Origin of the sequence: Streptomyces sp. NPDC058231, assembly GCF_042882275.1 — a bacterium.
Taxonomy (GTDB): domain Bacteria; phylum Actinomycetota; class Actinomycetes; order Streptomycetales; family Streptomycetaceae; genus Streptomyces.
Genome location: NZ_JBHVWN010000049.1, coordinates 14041 through 29838 on the forward strand (window position 1 = coordinate 14041; position 15798 = coordinate 29838).

Annotated in this window: 12 protein-coding genes; 9 read left to right on the forward strand and 3 right to left on the reverse strand. The window is 69.2% G+C overall.

Features of this window, described 5'->3' with window-relative positions:
- Positions 1-215 precede the first annotated feature (215 nt).
- From ACFVXE_RS27185 to ACFVXE_RS27210, 6 genes are all read left to right on the forward strand, one after another.
- Positions 216-4505, forward strand: coding sequence for a discoidin domain-containing protein (locus ACFVXE_RS27185; protein ID WP_389674956.1), 4290 nt, complete (start codon positions 216-218; stop codon positions 4503-4505).
- Positions 4506-4724: 219 nt separating this feature from the next.
- The gene (locus tag ACFVXE_RS27190) at positions 4725-6149 is read left to right on the forward strand and encodes an extracellular solute-binding protein (RefSeq protein ID WP_389674958.1); all 1425 of its coding nucleotides are present in this window, start codon (positions 4725-4727) and stop codon (positions 6147-6149) included.
- Between the two features lie 87 nt (positions 6150-6236).
- Positions 6237-7196, forward strand: coding sequence for a carbohydrate ABC transporter permease (locus ACFVXE_RS27195; protein WP_389674960.1), 960 nt, complete (start codon positions 6237-6239; stop codon positions 7194-7196).
- A gap of 14 nt (positions 7197-7210) precedes the next feature.
- Positions 7211-8161: a carbohydrate ABC transporter permease gene (locus tag ACFVXE_RS27200; protein WP_389674962.1), complete on the forward strand. Its 951-nt coding sequence runs from the start codon at positions 7211-7213 to the stop codon at positions 8159-8161.
- Between the two features lie 117 nt (positions 8162-8278).
- A complete protein-coding gene (locus ACFVXE_RS27205; protein ID WP_389674964.1) occupies positions 8279-9901 on the forward strand; it encodes a glycoside hydrolase family 13 protein in 1623 nt (540 codons plus the stop codon).
- A 79-nt stretch (positions 9902-9980) separates the two neighbouring features.
- Positions 9981-10298, forward strand: a complete 318-nt coding sequence (locus ACFVXE_RS27210; protein WP_389674966.1) for a cupin — start codon at positions 9981-9983, stop codon at positions 10296-10298.
- Positions 10299-10461: 163 nt separating this feature from the next.
- Here the strand turns inward: ACFVXE_RS27210 and ACFVXE_RS27215 are convergent, their stop codons facing one another.
- Both ACFVXE_RS27215 and ACFVXE_RS27220 read right to left on the reverse strand, forming a co-directional pair.
- Entirely contained in the window at positions 10462-11730 is a 1269-nt protein-coding gene (locus ACFVXE_RS27215; RefSeq protein ID WP_389674967.1) for an RNA polymerase sigma factor, read from the reverse strand.
- On the reverse strand, positions 11730-12086 hold the full coding sequence (locus ACFVXE_RS27220) for a YciI family protein (protein ID WP_389674968.1): 357 nt from the start codon (positions 12084-12086) through the stop codon (positions 11730-11732). The genes ACFVXE_RS27215 and ACFVXE_RS27220 overlap by 1 nt, the downstream gene beginning before the upstream one ends.
- 197 nt (positions 12087-12283) lie before the next feature.
- Between ACFVXE_RS27220 and ACFVXE_RS27225 the strand changes: the two genes are divergently transcribed.
- Positions 12284-12910: a GNAT family N-acetyltransferase gene (locus ACFVXE_RS27225; RefSeq protein ID WP_389674970.1), complete on the forward strand. Its 627-nt coding sequence runs from the start codon at positions 12284-12286 to the stop codon at positions 12908-12910.
- Between the two features lie 114 nt (positions 12911-13024).
- Here ACFVXE_RS27225 and ACFVXE_RS27230 read toward each other — a convergent pair whose 3' ends face one another.
- On the reverse strand, positions 13025-13534 hold the full coding sequence (locus tag ACFVXE_RS27230; RefSeq protein WP_389674972.1) for a GNAT family N-acetyltransferase: 510 nt from the start codon (positions 13532-13534) through the stop codon (positions 13025-13027).
- A 198-nt stretch (positions 13535-13732) separates the two neighbouring features.
- Between ACFVXE_RS27230 and ACFVXE_RS27235 the strand changes: the two genes are divergently transcribed.
- Positions 13733-14614 carry an ABC transporter substrate-binding protein gene (locus tag ACFVXE_RS27235; RefSeq protein WP_389674973.1) on the forward strand — a complete coding sequence of 294 codons (882 nt, stop codon included), beginning with the start codon at positions 13733-13735 and terminating at the stop codon, positions 14612-14614.
- A 108-nt stretch (positions 14615-14722) separates the two neighbouring features.
- Positions 14723-15604, forward strand: a complete 882-nt coding sequence (locus tag ACFVXE_RS27240) for a hypothetical protein (protein ID WP_389674975.1) — start codon at positions 14723-14725, stop codon at positions 15602-15604.
- Positions 15605-15798: the final 194 nt, after the last annotated feature.

Below are 15798 nucleotides of genomic sequence, written 5' to 3' on the forward strand. Positions count from 1 at the left end.
CCGGCCGGGATGCAAGTCGAGCCGGCCGGGCTCCGCGGGGTCGTCCCGGGCTATTCGTTCTGTGACAACTGTGGACTCGCTCTCATTTCTCTGCAACTCTCTGACCGCAAAACGCAAAAGTCTCGTTACCCAGTGCAGAAATGCATGTCGCACGTGTATGCAGTCAGAGCCGCGCCCTCGACGCGTTCTGCGCCGAGGCCGAAGATCGGGGACCGATGAGAACGCAACGCTGGAGACGGCGGGTCCTTTCCGCCGTGGTCACCACCACACTTCTGATGATCGGCTGGCCGGCGCTCAGTGCGTCGGCGGCAGGCGGACCCAATGTCGCCGCCGGCCGGCCCGCCGCAGCGAGCAGCGCCAACAGCGAGTACACGGCCCGGAACATCACCGACGCGGACGCGTCGACGTACTGGGAGGGCGCGGGCAACTCTCTGCCCCAGTGGGTGCAGACCGACCTCGGAAGCGGCACCCGGATCGACGAGGTCACACTGAAACTTCCCCCGGCATGGGAGAGCCGGCAGCAGACGCTCTCGCTCCAGGGAAGTGCAGACGGCACCAGCTTCTCGACACTGAAGTCCTCCGCCGTGTACACCTTCGCTCCGGGCAACTCCAACTCGGTGACCATCACGTTCCCGGCCACCCAGACCCGCTTCGTCCGGGTGGACATCACGGCGAACACCGGGTGGCGGACCGCGCAGCTCTCCGAGCTGGAGGTCCACGCGGCGGGGGAGTCGTCAGTCAACCTCGCGGCGGGCCGCACGCTCAAGGCGAGCAGTTACACCGAGACGTATGTGGCCGCCCAGGCCAACGACGGCAGTTCGGCCACGTACTGGGAGTCGGCCAACGGCTCGCTTCCGCAGTGGATCCAGGCCGATCTGGGGTCCTCGGTAGGCGTGAACCGGGTGGTCCTACGGCTCCCCGACGGCTGGGAGGCCAGGAGCCAGACGCTGAAGATCCAGGGCAGCACCAACGGCTCCGACTTCACCGATCTGACGCCCTCCAAGGAGTACGCGTTCAGCCCCAGCGGCGGTGAGACGGCGACGATCTCCTTCGACACCACCACCACCCGGTACGTACGGGTGCTGGTCAGCGCCAACACCGGCCGCACGGCGGCCCAGCTGTCCGAACTGGAGATCTACGGCCCCACGACCGGCGACACCGAGGCGCCGACCGCGCCCGGGACGCTCGCCTACACCGAGCCGTCTTCCGGGCAGATCAAGCTGACCTGGCAGGCGTCGACCGACAACAAGGGGGTCAGCGGGTACGACATCTACGCCGACAACACGCTCCTGACCAGCGTCTCCGGCGACGTCACCACGTACACGGACACCCGCCCGGCGGGCACCACGGTCTCCTACTTCGTACGGGCCAGGGACGCGGCGGGCAACGAGTCGGCCAACAGCAACACCGTGACCCGCACGGCGGGCACGGGTGACACCCAGGCACCCACCGCGCCCAGCGGGCTGTCCTTCACCGAGCCGGCGTCCGGGCAGATCAGGCTGGCCTGGCAGGCGTCGAGCGACAACAAGGGGGTCACCGGGTACGACATCTACGCCGACAACGTGCTCCGCAAGAGCGTGGCGGGCGACGTCACCACGTACACGGACAGCCAGCCGGCGGGCGCCACGGTCTCCTACTTCGTACGGGCCAAGGACGCGGCGGGCAACATATCCGGCGACAGCAACACGGTCGTCCGCAACGGCAGTACGGGCGCGGCCTCCAATCTCGCCGTGGGCAGGCCGATCACCGCCTCGTCCGTCGTCCAGACCTACGTCGCCGAGAACGCCAACGACAACCAGGTGACGACCTACTGGGAGGGAGCGGGCGGCAGTTACCCGAACACCCTCACCGTGAAGCTGGGCGCCAACGCCGACACGGACCGTGTCGTGATCAAACTCAACCCGGACAGCAGCTGGGGCGCCCGGACACAGAACATCCAGGTGCTCGGAAGGGAACAGAGCGCCACGTCCTTCACCGGTCTGGTCGCGGCGAAGGACTACGCGTTCAGTCCGGCGACCGGCAACACGGTCACCATCCCGGTCGTCGCCCGGGTCGCCGACGTCCAGCTGAAGTTCACCTCCAACACCGGCTCCGCCGCCGGCCAGGTCGCCGAGTTCCAGGTCATGGGTGCACCCGCTCCCAACCCCGATCTGCAGGTCACCGCGATCGGTGCGACTCCTGCCGCACCGGTCGAGTCGGACCCGGTCACCCTCTCGGCGACCGTGCGCAACAGCGGTACGGTCGCCGCGCCCGCGAGCAAGCTCGAATTCCAGCTGGGCGGCTCGAAGATCGCAACCGCCTCAGTGGGCGCGCTCGCGGCGGGAGCGTCCACTCAGGTCACCGCCGACATCGGGCCGCGCGACGCGGGATCGTACGTACTGAGCGCCGTCGCCGACTCGGCGGGCGATGTCATCGAACAGAACGAGACGGACAACATCTACACGCGGGCGGACGCGCTGGTGGTGAAACCGGTCTCCAGCTCGGACCTGGTGGCCTCCGCGGTCGCCACCTCGCCGTCCGCCCCGGCCGAAGGCGACGCCGTCACCTTCTCCGTCGCCATCAGGAACCAGGGCACCGTGGCCTCCGCGGGCGGCAGCCACGCCATCACCCTGAATCTGACCGACTCCAAGGGCGCCACGGTAAAGACTCTCACCGGCGCGTACAGCGGATCCATCGCCGCCGGCGCGGCCACCACGCCGGTGAATCTGGGCAGTTGGACCGCGGTCAACGGCTCGTACACCGTGAAGGTCGTGCTGGCCGACGACGCCAATGAACTCCCGGTCAAACGGGGGAACAACACCAGCACCGAGTCCCTCTTCGTCGGCCGCGGCGCCCACATGCCGTACGACATGTACGAGGCGGAGGACGGTGTCACGGGCGGCGGCGCCCAGGTCGTCGGTCCGAACAGGACCGTGGGTGACATCGCCGGTGAGGCATCGGGCCGTAAGGCCGTCACGCTCAACAACACCGGCAACTATGTGGAGTTCACCGCAAGGTCCAGCACCAACACCCTGGTGACCAGGTTCTCCGTGCCGGACTCCGCGGGCGGCGGCGGCATCGACACCAAGCTCGACGTCTATGTGGACGGAACCTTCCTGAAGGCGATCGACCTCACGTCGAAATACGCCTGGCTGTACGGCGCCGAGACCGGCCCCGGCAATTCGCCCGGCTCGGGTGCGCCCCGTCACATCTACGACGAGGCGAACGTCATGCTGGGCAGGACGGTGCCGGCGGGCAGCAAGATCCGGCTGCAGAAGGATGCGGCCAACACCAGCACGTACGCGATCGACTTCGTCAGCCTGGAGCAGGCCGAGCAGATCTCCAACCCCGACCCCGCCGCGTACACCGTCCCCGCCGGATTCACCCAGCAGGACGTCCAGAACGCTCTGGACAAGGTCCGGATGGACACCACCGGGAAGCTCGTCGGGGTCTACCTGCCGGCCGGTGACTACGAGACGTCCAGCAAGTTCCAGGTCTACGGAAAGGCTGTGAAGGTCGTCGGCGCGGGACCCTGGTACACCAGATTCCACGCCCCGTCAGGGCAGGAGAACACCGATATCGGCTTCCGTGCGGACGCCGGTGCCAAGGGGTCTTCGTTCGCGAACTTCGCGTACTTCGGCAACTACACCTCGCGCATCGACGGCCCGGGCAAGGTGTTCGACTTCTCGAACGTCTCCGACATCGTCATCGACAACATCTGGAACGAACACATGGTGTGCCTCTACTGGGGGGCGAACACCGACGGCATCACCATCAAGAACTCCCGTATCCGCGACCTGTTCGCCGACGGCATCAACATGACCAACGGCTCCACGGACAACCTCGTGACCAACAACGAGGCCCGGGCCACCGGCGACGACAGCTTCGCCCTGTTCTCGGCGATCGACGCCGGGGGCTCGGACATGAAGAACAACGTCTACGAGAATCTCACCTCGATCCTCACCTGGCGTGCCGCCGGAATCGCCGTATATGGCGGGTACAACAACACCTTCCGCAATATCCGTGTCGCGGACACCCTGGTCTACTCCGGGATCACGGTCAGCTCGCTGGACTTCGGTTACCCGATGAATGGCTTCGGGACCGATCCGACCACGATCGAGAACGTCTCGGTCGTACGGTCCGGCGGTCACTTCTGGGGGTCTCAGACATTTCCCGGAATCTGGCTGTTCTCGGCGTCCAAGGTGTTCCAGGGTATTCGGATCAACAACGTGGACATCGTCGATCCGACCTACAGCGGCATCATGTTCCAGACCAACTACGTAGGAGGGCAGCCCCAGTTCCCGATCAAGGACACGGTCCTCAGCAACATCTCGATCTCCGGCGCCCACAAGAGCGGGGACGCCTTCGACGCCAAGTCCGGCTTCGGGCTCTGGGCCAACGAGATGCCGGAGGCCGGGCAGGGGCCGGCCGTCGGTGAGGTCACGTTCAACGGTCTGAAGCTGAGCAACAACGCGCAGGACGTGAAGAACACGACCTCCACCTTCAAGATCAACACCAACCCGTAGCAAGCGATCACCCGCAGGCGGGGGCGCCGTCCGGCAGGCCGGACGGCGCTCCGTCCTGCGCGCCGTCATGGACGCGCACGCCACATGCGTCTCACTGTCAAACTTTTACGAAATCTGCGCGAGATATTGCGTCGGCATGACGGCGGTGGTTGAGTGTGCCGCGCCCCGGCAGAGAGCCGGCCGAGGGCCTTCCGTGCTCATGCCCGAAGGGGACCAACGATGAGAAGTGCTGGGTTCCGCCGTCATCGCCGTACACGCCGCACCGCTGCGGCCGCCCTCGTCACCGCCCTTGCCCTGACCGCCCTCGCCTCCTGCGGTACGAGCAGCAGTGGTGACAACAACGGCGGTGGTTCCGGCGGTGGTTCGTCCGACCCGTCAGCTCCGCTGGACCCGAAGACGAAGGTGACGATCTCGATCGACTGCATGCCGCCGGCCGCCAAGGCCGCGGAACTGCGGGAGTGGAACGAGGACATCAAGACGTTCAACAAGAAGTACCCGAACGTCACGATCCACGGGAAGTCCACCCCGGGGCAGTGTCTGGAGCCGCCGCGCTTCACCGCCATGCTGAAGGCGAAGTCGCAGCCCGATGTGTTCTACGCCTACTTCACCGACCTGGAGCAGGTGCTGGACAACGACGGGGCCACGGACATCTCCGCGTACGTCACCGACAAGACCGTCCCGGCGCTGGGGGACATCCAGCCCCAGGTGCTCGACGTGGCGCGCAAGGACGGCAAGCTGTACGCCCTGCCGACCAGCAACTACACCATGGGCCTGATGATCAACCGGAAGCTGTTCACCCAGGCCGGTCTCGACCCGGACACGCCGCCGGCCACCTGGGAGGAGGTCCGGGCCGCTGCCAAGAAGATCGCGGCGCTCGGCAAGGGCATCGCCGGCTACGGCGAGTACAGCGCGGCCAACACGGGCGGCTGGCACTTCACCGCCGCCCAGTACTCCCTCGGCGGCGACGTGGTCGACTCGACCGGCAAGAAGGCCGCCTTCAACGACGCCACCGGCAAGCAGGTCCTCCAGCAGCTGCACGACATGCGCTGGGAGGACGACAGCATGGGTCAGACCCAGCTGCTGAAGTGGGGTGATCTGCAGAAGCAGATCGCCAGCGACAAGCTCGGCATGTTCCTCGCCGCGCCCGACGACATCACGTACATGGTCCAGCAGCTCGGCGCCAAGTACGAGAACTTCGGGATGGGTCCGATCCCCGGCGCCAAGGGGACGCTCTTCGGTGGTAACAACTACATGATCAAGAAGGGCAGTTCGCCCGACCAGATCAAGGCGGCCGTCGCCTGGCTCAACTTCAAGAACCTCACCCAGGGCAAGGGACAGTTCGACTGGGCGCGCACCAAGTCCGACCAGCTGCCGGTGGGGCTGCCACAGCCGAACTTCTTCCTCGGCGACACCAAGACGAAGGACGACGCGGAGCGCGTCGCCAACGCCACCATGCCGGTCGCGAACTTCAAGGCCTTCATGGACAACCCGGTCGCCGGCAAGGCCGAGCCGCCGAAGGCCCAGGAGATCTACAAGATCCTCGACAACGCCATGTCGGGTGTCCTGACCAACAAGAACGCGAACATCGGCAAGCTGCTCTCCGACGCGGAGAAGCAGGTCAACCAGGTGCTGGCGAACCAGTGAGGACGCGCGGGGCCGGGTCACGCGGACCCGGCCCCGCATCCGGAACGTCCACCTGCCCCAGCGGCACACCGGCACCGAGGAGAGACCATGTCGGCCCCCACCCTGTCCACAGCCGAGGCGACCAGGCCACGCCACGGACACCCGGGCCCCGCCCGCCCGAACTCCGCCCGTGAGGAGTTCGTACGAGCCCTGCGCCGCAACCTCTCGGCGCACGGCTTCCTGATCGGCGCGGTGCTCTGTTTCTCGTTCTTCTCCTGGTATCCGATGGTCAGGGAGTTCATCCTGGCCTTCCAGAAGAACGAGAACGGAAAGACCACCTGGGCCGGCTGGTCCAACCTCAGTTACGTCGTGAACGACCCGGCGTTCTGGCAGGCCTGGCGCAACACCCTGCTCTTCACCGGCCTCGCCCTGCTCCTGGGGTTCCTGGTCCCGTTCGTCGTCGCCATCGTGCTCAACGAATTCCGGCACGGACAGGGCTATCTGCGGCTGCTGGTCTATCTGCCCGTCATGCTGCCGCCGGTCGCGTCCGTCCTGCTCTTCAAGTACTTCTACGATCCCGGGTACGGGCTCTTCAACCGTGTCCTGGAGCTCTTCCACCTCCCCGCCCAGCAATGGCTCCAGTCCACGGACACCGCGATGCTCTCCGTCGTCATCGCGGCCACCTGGATGAACATGGGCGGAGCCACCCTGATCTACCTCGCCGCACTCCAGTCGATCCCCGGCGAGCTGTACGAGGCTGCCGAACTCGACGGTGCGGGACTGCTGCGCAAGGTCTGGCACGTCACCGTTCCGCAGACCCGGCTCATCCTCTCGCTGCTCCTGCTGATGCAGATCATCGCGACGATGCAGGTCTTCACCGAACCGTTCCTGCTCACCAACGGCGCGGGTCCCGAAGGCTCCACCACGACCGTCGTCTACCTCATCTACCAGTACGCCTTCAACTTCAACAACTACGGCAGTGCGGCCGCGCTCGGACTCGTCCTGCTCGTCGTCCTCGCGGGCTTCTCCGCCGTGTACGTACGACTCAGCCGCACCAGCGAAGACTAGGCGGGGGACCGACCATGGCATCGAACACCTTTGTCTCCCGGCGGCGCGCCACCGGACGGCGCAGGGCCGAACGGCGTGCCGCCGACACGGGCCGCCAGCGGACCCTGATCTCGCCGGCCCAACTCGCCCGGCCCCGAGGCAGGGCCGTCTACTGGATCGTCCTCGCCCTGGTGGTCGTCCTGTTCACGGTGGCCTTCCTCGGGCCGCTCTACTGGATGGTCACCGGCGGACTCAAGACCACCCAGGAAGTCGTCCAGAGCCCGCCCACGGCCTTTCCCAGCTCCGTCCACACGGAGAACTACTCCCGGGCCTGGACCGTGATGGACCTGTCCCGGCTGCTCTTCAACACGCTCTACTACGCATTCGGCGCGCTCGCCTTCCAGCTGCTCTTCGACGTCACCGCCGCGTACTCGCTGTCCAGACTGCGGCCCGTCTTCGGCAAGGCCATCCTCGGGATGATGCTGGCCACGCTGATGATCCCGGCCACCGTCCTCGTCGTACCGCAGTACCTCACGGTCCTCGACGTGCCGATCGTGCAACGCAACCTGCTGAACTCGCCCTGGGTGATCTGGCTGCCGTCCGTGACCAACGCCTTCAACATCTTCCTGCTGAAGCGGTTCTTCGACTCGATCCCGCGCGAACTCCTGGACGCCGCGGCCATCGACGGGGCATCCCCCCTGCGGACCCTGCGCTCGGTCGTCCTGCCGATCTCCAGGCCGATCCTCGGTGTCGTCTCCATCTTCGCGATCGTCGGTGTCTGGAAGGACTTCCTCTGGCCGATGCTCACCCTGCCCGACCCTGGCAGACAGACGCTCAACGTGGGCATCTACTCGCTGGCCAACGGAGTCCCCGAGAACGTCCTGATCGCAGCGCTCACCATCGCGTCCGTTCCGACGCTCCTCGTCTTCCTGCTCTTCCAGCGCAACATCATGAGCGGACTCACGGCCGGCGGCCTCAAGGGCTGACCTCCCCGCTCCCACAGCAAACGGATCCTCCCCAGCACTCCGCCGCCGGCTCTCCCATCCAGCGCCCCGCTGTCCGGGGCCGGCGGCGGAGTCCCACCTGCCCGAAAGGAACGCCACGTGGCAGCCAACCGCCCGTCCGAGGCCAACGCGAACTGGTGGCGCGACGCCGCCATCTACCAGGTCTATGTACGCAGCTTCGCCGATGGCGACGGTGACGGCACCGGTGATCTCGCGGGGGTACGGGCCAAGCTGCCCTACCTCGTCGAACTGGGCGTGGACGCCCTCTGGTTCACCCCCTGGTACCTCTCGCCGCTGGCCGACGGCGGATACGACGTGGCCGACTACCGCGCCATCGACCCGGCGTTCGGCACTCTCGCCGAGGCCGAGAAGCTGATCGCCGAGGCCCGCGGACTCGGCATCCGCACGATCATCGACATCGTCCCCAACCACGTCTCGGACCAGCACGCATGGTTCACCGCGGCGCTGGCGGCCGGCCCCGGCAGCCCGGAGCGCGAACTCTTCCACTTCCGGCCCGGCCGCGGTCCGGACGGAGCCGTCCCGCCGAACGACTGGGTATCCGAGTTCGGCGGCACGCCCTGGACCCGGCTCGACGACGGCGAGTGGTACCTCCATCTGTTCGCCACCCAGCAGCCCGACCTCAACTGGGCCCACCCTGCGGTCCGTCAGGAACACGAGGACGTACTGCGCTTCTGGTTCGAGCGGGGCGTGGCAGGTGTACGGATCGACTCGGCGGCCCTGCCCGCCAAGGACCCCGCGCTCCCGGACTTCACCGAGGGCCACGACCCCCATCCGTACATCGACCGGGACGAACTGCACGACGTCTACCGCTCATGGCGCGCCATCGCCGACGAGTACGGGGCGATCTTCGTCGGCGAGGTGTGGCTCCCCGACGCCGAGCGGTTCGCCCGCTATCTGCGCCCCGACGAGCTGCACACCGCCTTCAACTTCAACTTCCTCGCCTGCCCCTGGGACGCCGGACTGCTGCGCTCCGCGATCGACGACACGCTCGCCGAACACGCCTCCGTCGGCGCCCCCGCCACCTGGGTCCTGTGCAACCACGACGTGACCCGCACCGTCACCCGGTACGGTCGTGGGGACACCGGCTTCGACTTCGCGGCGAAGACCTTCGGAACCCCCACCGACCTGGCCCTGGGCACCCGGCGGGCCCGCGCCGCGGCGCTGCTCTCACTGGCGCTGCCGGGCGCGGCCTACCTCTACCAGGGTGAGGAGCTGGGTCTTCCGGAAGCGGACATCCCACGGGACCGGATCCAGGACCCGATGCACTTCCGCTCCGGCGGGACCGACCCGGGACGCGACGGCTGCCGAGTGCCGCTGCCCTGGGCGGCGCACGCACCGTACGCCGGTTTCGGATCCACCGCCGAGCCCTGGCTGCCGCAACCCGCGGACTGGGCGTCGTACGCCGCCGATCTGCAGAGCGCCGACCCCGACTCGATGCTCAGCCTGTACCGCGAGGCGCTCCGGCTGCGCCGTACCGAGCCCGGCTTCGGCGGCCCGGGGGCATCGGGTGAGCGGCTGGTGTGGCTGCCGACCGAGCCGGGTGTGCTGGCCTTCACCCGTGCGGACCGGCTGATCTGTGTCGTGAATCTGACCGATGAGCCCATCGAGCTGCCCGGCCACACCGAGGTGCTCCTCATCAGTGGCCCACCGGCCGAGGGAGGGCGCCTTCCGCGGGACACGGCCGCCTGGCTGCGGGGCTGATCGCGGCGCGTACCCGCGGGCCGACACGCGGGTGAGCGTGCGGATCGCGGCGGACTCGGGGCTGCGGCACAGTGGGCACATGGATGATCTCAACGCCCTCGCCGACGAGCATCTGACCGCGGCCCGCACGTCGCCGCACGGACGCAGTGCCCATCTCCTGCTCCGGCAGGAGCCGCTGCGGCAGACGGTCATCGCGCTCACCGCCGGTTCGGCCCTCGACGAGCACAACGCACCGCCCGCGGCCTCGCTCCAGGTCCTGCGCGGGAGCGTCCGCCTCACCGCAGCCTCCGGTGACGTCGAACTGACCGCCGGAGGGCTGCAGCCCGTCCCGCAGGAGCGGCACGGGCTGCTGGCGCTGGAGGACGCGGTGGTGCTGCTGACCGCGGTCAACGACTGATCCCCTCCTGTCGGGTGCCACCGTGCGGGCCGGGGCGCGATGCCCCGGCGCGCACGGAACGCCTGGTCCGGAGCGGGTTCCGCGGCGCACCCGTCGCCACGGTGGTCCCGACCGGGCTGGGCATCGACGAGGAGACGGTCCGCGGCCGGCCGATGACATCGCGTCAGGCAGACGGCAGCGAACGGGCTCTGCGGCGCAGGAACTCCTGCTCGGCCGCGTTGCCGGTGCGGGCTACGGCGGCGTCGTACGCCGATGCCGCCTCGGCCCAGCGGCCCAGCCGGCGCAACAGGTCGGCCCGTACGGCGTGGAAGACGTGGTAGCGGTCGAGCCCGAGCTCGTCGACGAGGGCGAGTGCCGCATCCGGCCCGTCGGTCTCGGCCACCGCGACGGCGCGGTTGAGCGCCACCACCGGAGACGGCGCCTGCGCCGACAACTGGTCGTACAGCCGGAGGATCTGGCCCCAGTCGGTGGCGGACGCGGCCGACGCGTCACTGTGCACCGCGTTGATCGCCGCCTGGATCTGATACGGGCCGGGGCGGTCGCGGCGCAGGCACTGCCGTACGAGCGACTGGCCCTCCGCGACCAGTGCGCGGTCCCACCGGCCGCGGTCCTGCTCGGCCAGCGGCACCAGTTCACCGTGCGCGCCGATGCGGGCCGGGCGGCGCGACTCGGCCAGCAGCATCAGTGCGAGCAGCCCCAGCGCCTCCGGCTCATCCGGCATCAGACCCGCCAGGAGCCGTCCGAGACGGATCGCCTCCAGGCAGAGGTCCTCCCGCACCAGGCGCTCTCCGGAGCTTGCCGCGTACCCCTCGTTGAAGATCAGATAGATGACGGCGAGTACGGCCCGGACCCGGTCCGGAAGATCGGCGTCGGCCGGGACCCGATACGGGATCCCGGCGTCACGGATCTTTCCCTTGGCGCGCACCAGTCGCTGCGCCATCGTCGGTTCGGGCACCAGGAACGCATGCGCGAGTTCCGCCGTCGACAGTCCGCCCAGCAGCCGGAGCGTCAGCGCGACCTGCGCGCCGGTGGAGAGCGCCGGATGGCAGCAGGTGAAGATCAGCCGCAGCCGGTCGTCGTGCACGGGCCCCTCCTCGGCGGGTTCGTTCCGCGCGTGGGTCAGCGCCGCTCGGGCGTACCGGTCGGCGCGGGACGCCTCCCGGCGCAGGCGGTCGATCGCCCGGTTGCGTGCGGTGGTGATGATCCAGCCGGCGGGAGCGGGCGGCAGGCCGTCCGACGGCCACCGGTCCAGCGCGGTGGCGAACGCCTCCTGGACCGCCTCCTCCGCGATGTCGATGTCGCCGAATGCGCGGACGAGCACGGCCACCGAGCGGCCGTACTCCGCGCGGAAGAGCAGCTCGATGTCCGCGGTGAGTACGGCGGGGGCGCAGGGCGAGTCGGCGCCGCCCGGTGGCCGCGAGGGGCCGGTCATCAGCGCTCCACGTCACCCTCGAACGGCCGGACCTCGATGGGCAGCGTGATCGCCAGCGCGGCCCTGCGGCCCCAGTCGAGAGCGGCGTCCAGGTCGGGTGCCTTGATGATGCACAGCCCGCCCAGATACTCCTTTCCCTCGATGTACGGCCCATCGGTGAGCAGGGTCTCGCCGCCCTCGGCCCGCACCACGGTGGCCGTGCCCGGCGAGCTCAGCCCTCCGGCGAACACCCACGCCCCGGCCTCCTGGAGCTCCTGGTGGAACGTCTCGACGTTCCGCATGATGCCGTCCAGCACCTCGGGGGCCGGCGGCTCGCCCCCGGTCGGTGTGACCACGCTGAGCAGATAGTGCTTCACGGTGTTCCTCCTCGGGTACGACACCGGCTTGGTACCGGTGTCCACCCTCTATACGAACGGCTGCCTTCCGGATCGACACGGAACGCGCACGTGTTGCGGGATTTTTCCCCCGGCGAGGTAGATGCCGCGCGAGGATGCCCGCGATTTCCGCCCAAGGAGCCTTGTGGGAGCGCTCCCAGATTCGGCACGATGGGCGGGTGACCAAGCCTGCGGGCCCACGGGCCTACCACCCCGACGACCATGCGGCCCTCTCGGACATCTGCGTCCGCACGGCCGACAACGGCGGCGACTCCCGGCATCTGTATCCGGACCTGGAACTGATGCCCACGATCTTCGCCACGCCCTATGCGTACCTCGAGCCCGATCTGGCCTTCGTGATCGACGACGGTACGGGCCGGGCAGTCGGCTACATCCTGGGGACCGCCGACACGCCGCGGTTCGTGACGGAATTCCGCAAGCGGTGGCTGCCTCTGGTCGAGGACCGTTTCCCGCAGCCCGAAGGCCCGCCGGACACCCCCAGCGAGGAGATGACCGCCCTCCTGCACAATCCCGAGCGGATGGTCCTGCCCGAACTGGCCGCCCACCCGGCACACCTGCACATCGATCTGCTGCCCGATTGGCAGCGGAAGGGATACGGCAGGGCGCTGATGCGCACATTCCTGGCGGCCCTCCGGGCGAAGGGGGTGGAGGCCGTGCACCTCTCCATGCTCACGTCGAACACCCCGGCGCGAGCGTTCTACGACCGCCTGGGATTCACCGAGATCGACGTTCCCGGCCCAGGACCGGTCACATACCTGGGACGGAGCACCGCCCCGGGCCTGTAGCGGGCCGGCCCGGTCTCGACACCGAACGCCTCGACACCGCAAGGAGTCCGGGTCGCAGGGCCGTCGCGGCCGGGTGCCGGAAGCGGCGGCCCGGGAAGCGCCGGTGCGCTGTGCTCAGGCCGTGCGGCGTTCCATGCACACCAGCCGGTCCCGTGCTTCCCACGGGTCCGTGACCGTGAAGCCGAGCCGTTCGTACAGAGCGACGGCGCCGGTCCGCCACTTCCACACGGAGAGGCGGACCGTGCGGACTCCGTGCTCGTCGGTGTACGCGAGCGCGGCGCCGATCAGCCGGGACGCGACGCCGACGCCCCGGAACTTTGGGGCCGTCCACAGCCGCTTGACCTCCGCGCCTCCCCCCACCGGGGAGGTCACGACGAGACAGCCCGCCGGCGTGCCTCCGCACGACGCCAGCAGGACGAGATCGTCGCGGAAGGCGGAGCGCGGATCAGTGATCTCGGAACGGTACCGGTCGGGAAGCTCCGTCACACCGGCGACGGCCTCGCCCTTCTCCGCCTGCGTCTGGAGGTGGTAGTCCGCGAGCAGTCCGGCCAGCCCCTCCGCGGCGGCGGGGGCGAGGTCGCGGCCGGGGCGGCGATCGACGGCGATCGGTGAGGGGGTGCTCATGCCGACAGGATCACATGGGGCCACGGACCGCCGGACGTCAGGCCGGTCATGACCACGAGCGAGTCGCCGCCGTCCAGAAGATGCGGGAGCGGGCTCCGACAGGGCCGGCCGAGGGATGGCGCGGCCAGCACCTGGGCAGGTACTGGTGTACGAGTCCGGGACCGGGCCGGGCCGGCCGGGTGCAGAGGGGTGCGCGACGTGAGCGAGCAGACCGTGTGGCAGTTCTCCGACGACCGTGGACAACTGTCGACCGCCGGACGGCGCCCGTCGCGTGTGCTCGCCTACGTCCAGGCCGGAGCCACGCTCTGGGACCACGGGATACGCCCGAGCGGGATATTCGGCTCGGACCACGACGGCGCCGTGCCCGACCGGGCCAAGACCGGATCGCTGCCACCGGACGAGGTCGACTACCTCGGCGCGGGCAGCGCACTTGACGTGGACACCCTGTTGCGGGGGGCACCGGATCTGGTCGTCGCGGTCAGCTACGGGGGAGGGCACGTCTACGGGTTGGCCCCGGAGACCGCCAAACATCTTGAGGAGCACGTCCCGGTCGTCGTTGTGGACGTGGGCCAGGCACGCAGCTTCGACGGGATCGGGGAGCGCTTCGCCGAGCTGGCCCGCTCGCTCGGTGCCGGGGGGACACCGGCGGCGACGCAGGACCTGGACACCGTCCGCGACCGCCTGCGCGCCCTCGGCGCCGGCCCGTCCCGCCCCAGGGTTCTCGCCCTGTCGCCGGCCGGGCAGGAGCAGGCACATCTCGCCCGCCCCCGCATGTGGCCGGAGCTGCGCGTGCTGACGGAGCTGGGGGTCGATCTGGTGGAGCCTGCCGAAGGACCCGGTGCCAACTGGTCGACGGCCGGCTGGGCGGCAGCGGCGGAACTGCGGCCCGCCGTCGTGCTCACCGACATCCGGTCCAACGCCACGCCCGTGGACCGCCTCCGGTCGAACGCGGACTGGTCGGCGCTGGAGCGCGCGGCCGCGGTCGTGCCGTGGAACCCGGAGCCGGTCTGCAGTCCTCAGACCCATGCGCGATTCCTGACGCTCGTGGCGGACGCGGTGGAAGCGGCGCGGCAGGGATAGAGCGCACCGGAACCGCCGGATCACCCGCTGCGTCCGACCGGCGGCAGCACCGACCGGCGACAGCACCGACCGGCGACAGCAACGACCGATGGCGGACAGGGGTGGGGCATGTACGGACGCAGGGTGGGCGGATCGGTCGTGGTGGCGCTGGTGACGGCACTGTCGGCGGGGGCGTGCGGTGCCGGCGCCTCCGAGGATCTCGTGATCGAGGGGAGTCCGCCCGCGGCTCCCTACCGAGGTCCGCTGTACGTCCCGTCCAAGACCGTCGAGACGGACGGTCCACAGGCGCGGAAGACGGAATCCGGGGCCGCGGGCCGCGCTCTGGAGTGCGACGGGGACATCTACGCCGGCGGTGGCAGCGAGCCCTGGAGCAACGGCGACGGTGGGGCGACACCGGAGGAAGGGCTGAAGCTGTACTTCGAGATCGAGCAGCCCGACGTGCCCCGGTACGGCTACCGGGTGGAACACGAGGAAGCGGGCCGGGTGCTGTACTCCTTCGACGTGCACCGCAGGACGAAGATCGCCGTCGTGGTCGCCAAGGACCGCAAGGGACGCCCGGGCTGGGGGCCGGAGACCTCGGCCCGGTGCGACCCGGCGGAGCTGCCGTCGAGCTATACGGACAAGCAGCCGTACCGGGTCTGGACCGACCGGGACGGCCACCGGGTGCCCATATCCAGGCTGAACAGTTCGGCGGGGGCGGAGCACTGCGACTGGCAGGACGCGGACTTCCTCGAACTGGACGCGGGTTCGGACGAGGGCTCCGCCGACCGGAAGGTGTACGCGCGCGACCCGAAGGGCGTACTCCCGTCAGGCATGCTCACGTCCGCCTACGACGGGGACGTCGTCATGCCGGCCGGTGCGCACTCCACGGGGTACCACCTGGACGACCGGGAACTGTGGCTGACGGACGACACATCCAGGGCCTACGTCCGGACATCGGACGGGGTGGAGGCCTGGCCCGCCGTCAGGCCGGCCATGGGATGCAGGTGAGCGTCGCGCGGGGCCATCCGGCGGGCCCCGCGACGGCGCCACCGCTGCGGATCCGCGCCGGGGCGATCGGACCCTGGTTCACCCGCGGCCCGCGGACATCGATGTGGCCGCGACCGGGCCGCGAGGGGGAGGATCCGACTTGAATGTGTCCTGGCGGCGCACGCCGCCAGGACACGCAGGTACGCGCACGCTAG

Excerpts from the sequence above, each read along its gene's own strand:
- ACFVXE_RS27185 (WP_389674956.1), top strand. The coding sequence starts at position 216 with ATGAGAACGCAACGCTGGAGACGGCGGGTCCTTTCCGCCGTGGTCACC.
- ACFVXE_RS27190 (WP_389674958.1), top strand. The coding sequence starts at position 4,725 with ATGAGAAGTGCTGGGTTCCGCCGTCATCGCCGTACACGCCGCACCGCT.
- ACFVXE_RS27195 (WP_389674960.1), top strand. The coding sequence starts at position 6,237 with ATGTCGGCCCCCACCCTGTCCACAGCCGAGGCGACCAGGCCACGCCAC.
- ACFVXE_RS27200 (WP_389674962.1), top strand. The coding sequence starts at position 7,211 with ATGGCATCGAACACCTTTGTCTCCCGGCGGCGCGCCACCGGACGGCGC.
- ACFVXE_RS27210 (WP_389674966.1), top strand. The coding sequence starts at position 9,981 with ATGGATGATCTCAACGCCCTCGCCGACGAGCATCTGACCGCGGCCCGC.
- ACFVXE_RS27215 (WP_389674967.1), bottom strand. The coding sequence starts at position 11,730 with ATGACCGGCCCCTCGCGGCCACCGGGCGGCGCCGACTCGCCCTGCGCC.
- ACFVXE_RS27230 (WP_389674972.1), bottom strand. The coding sequence starts at position 13,534 with ATGAGCACCCCCTCACCGATCGCCGTCGATCGCCGCCCCGGCCGCGAC.
- ACFVXE_RS27240 (WP_389674975.1), top strand. The coding sequence starts at position 14,723 with ATGTACGGACGCAGGGTGGGCGGATCGGTCGTGGTGGCGCTGGTGACG.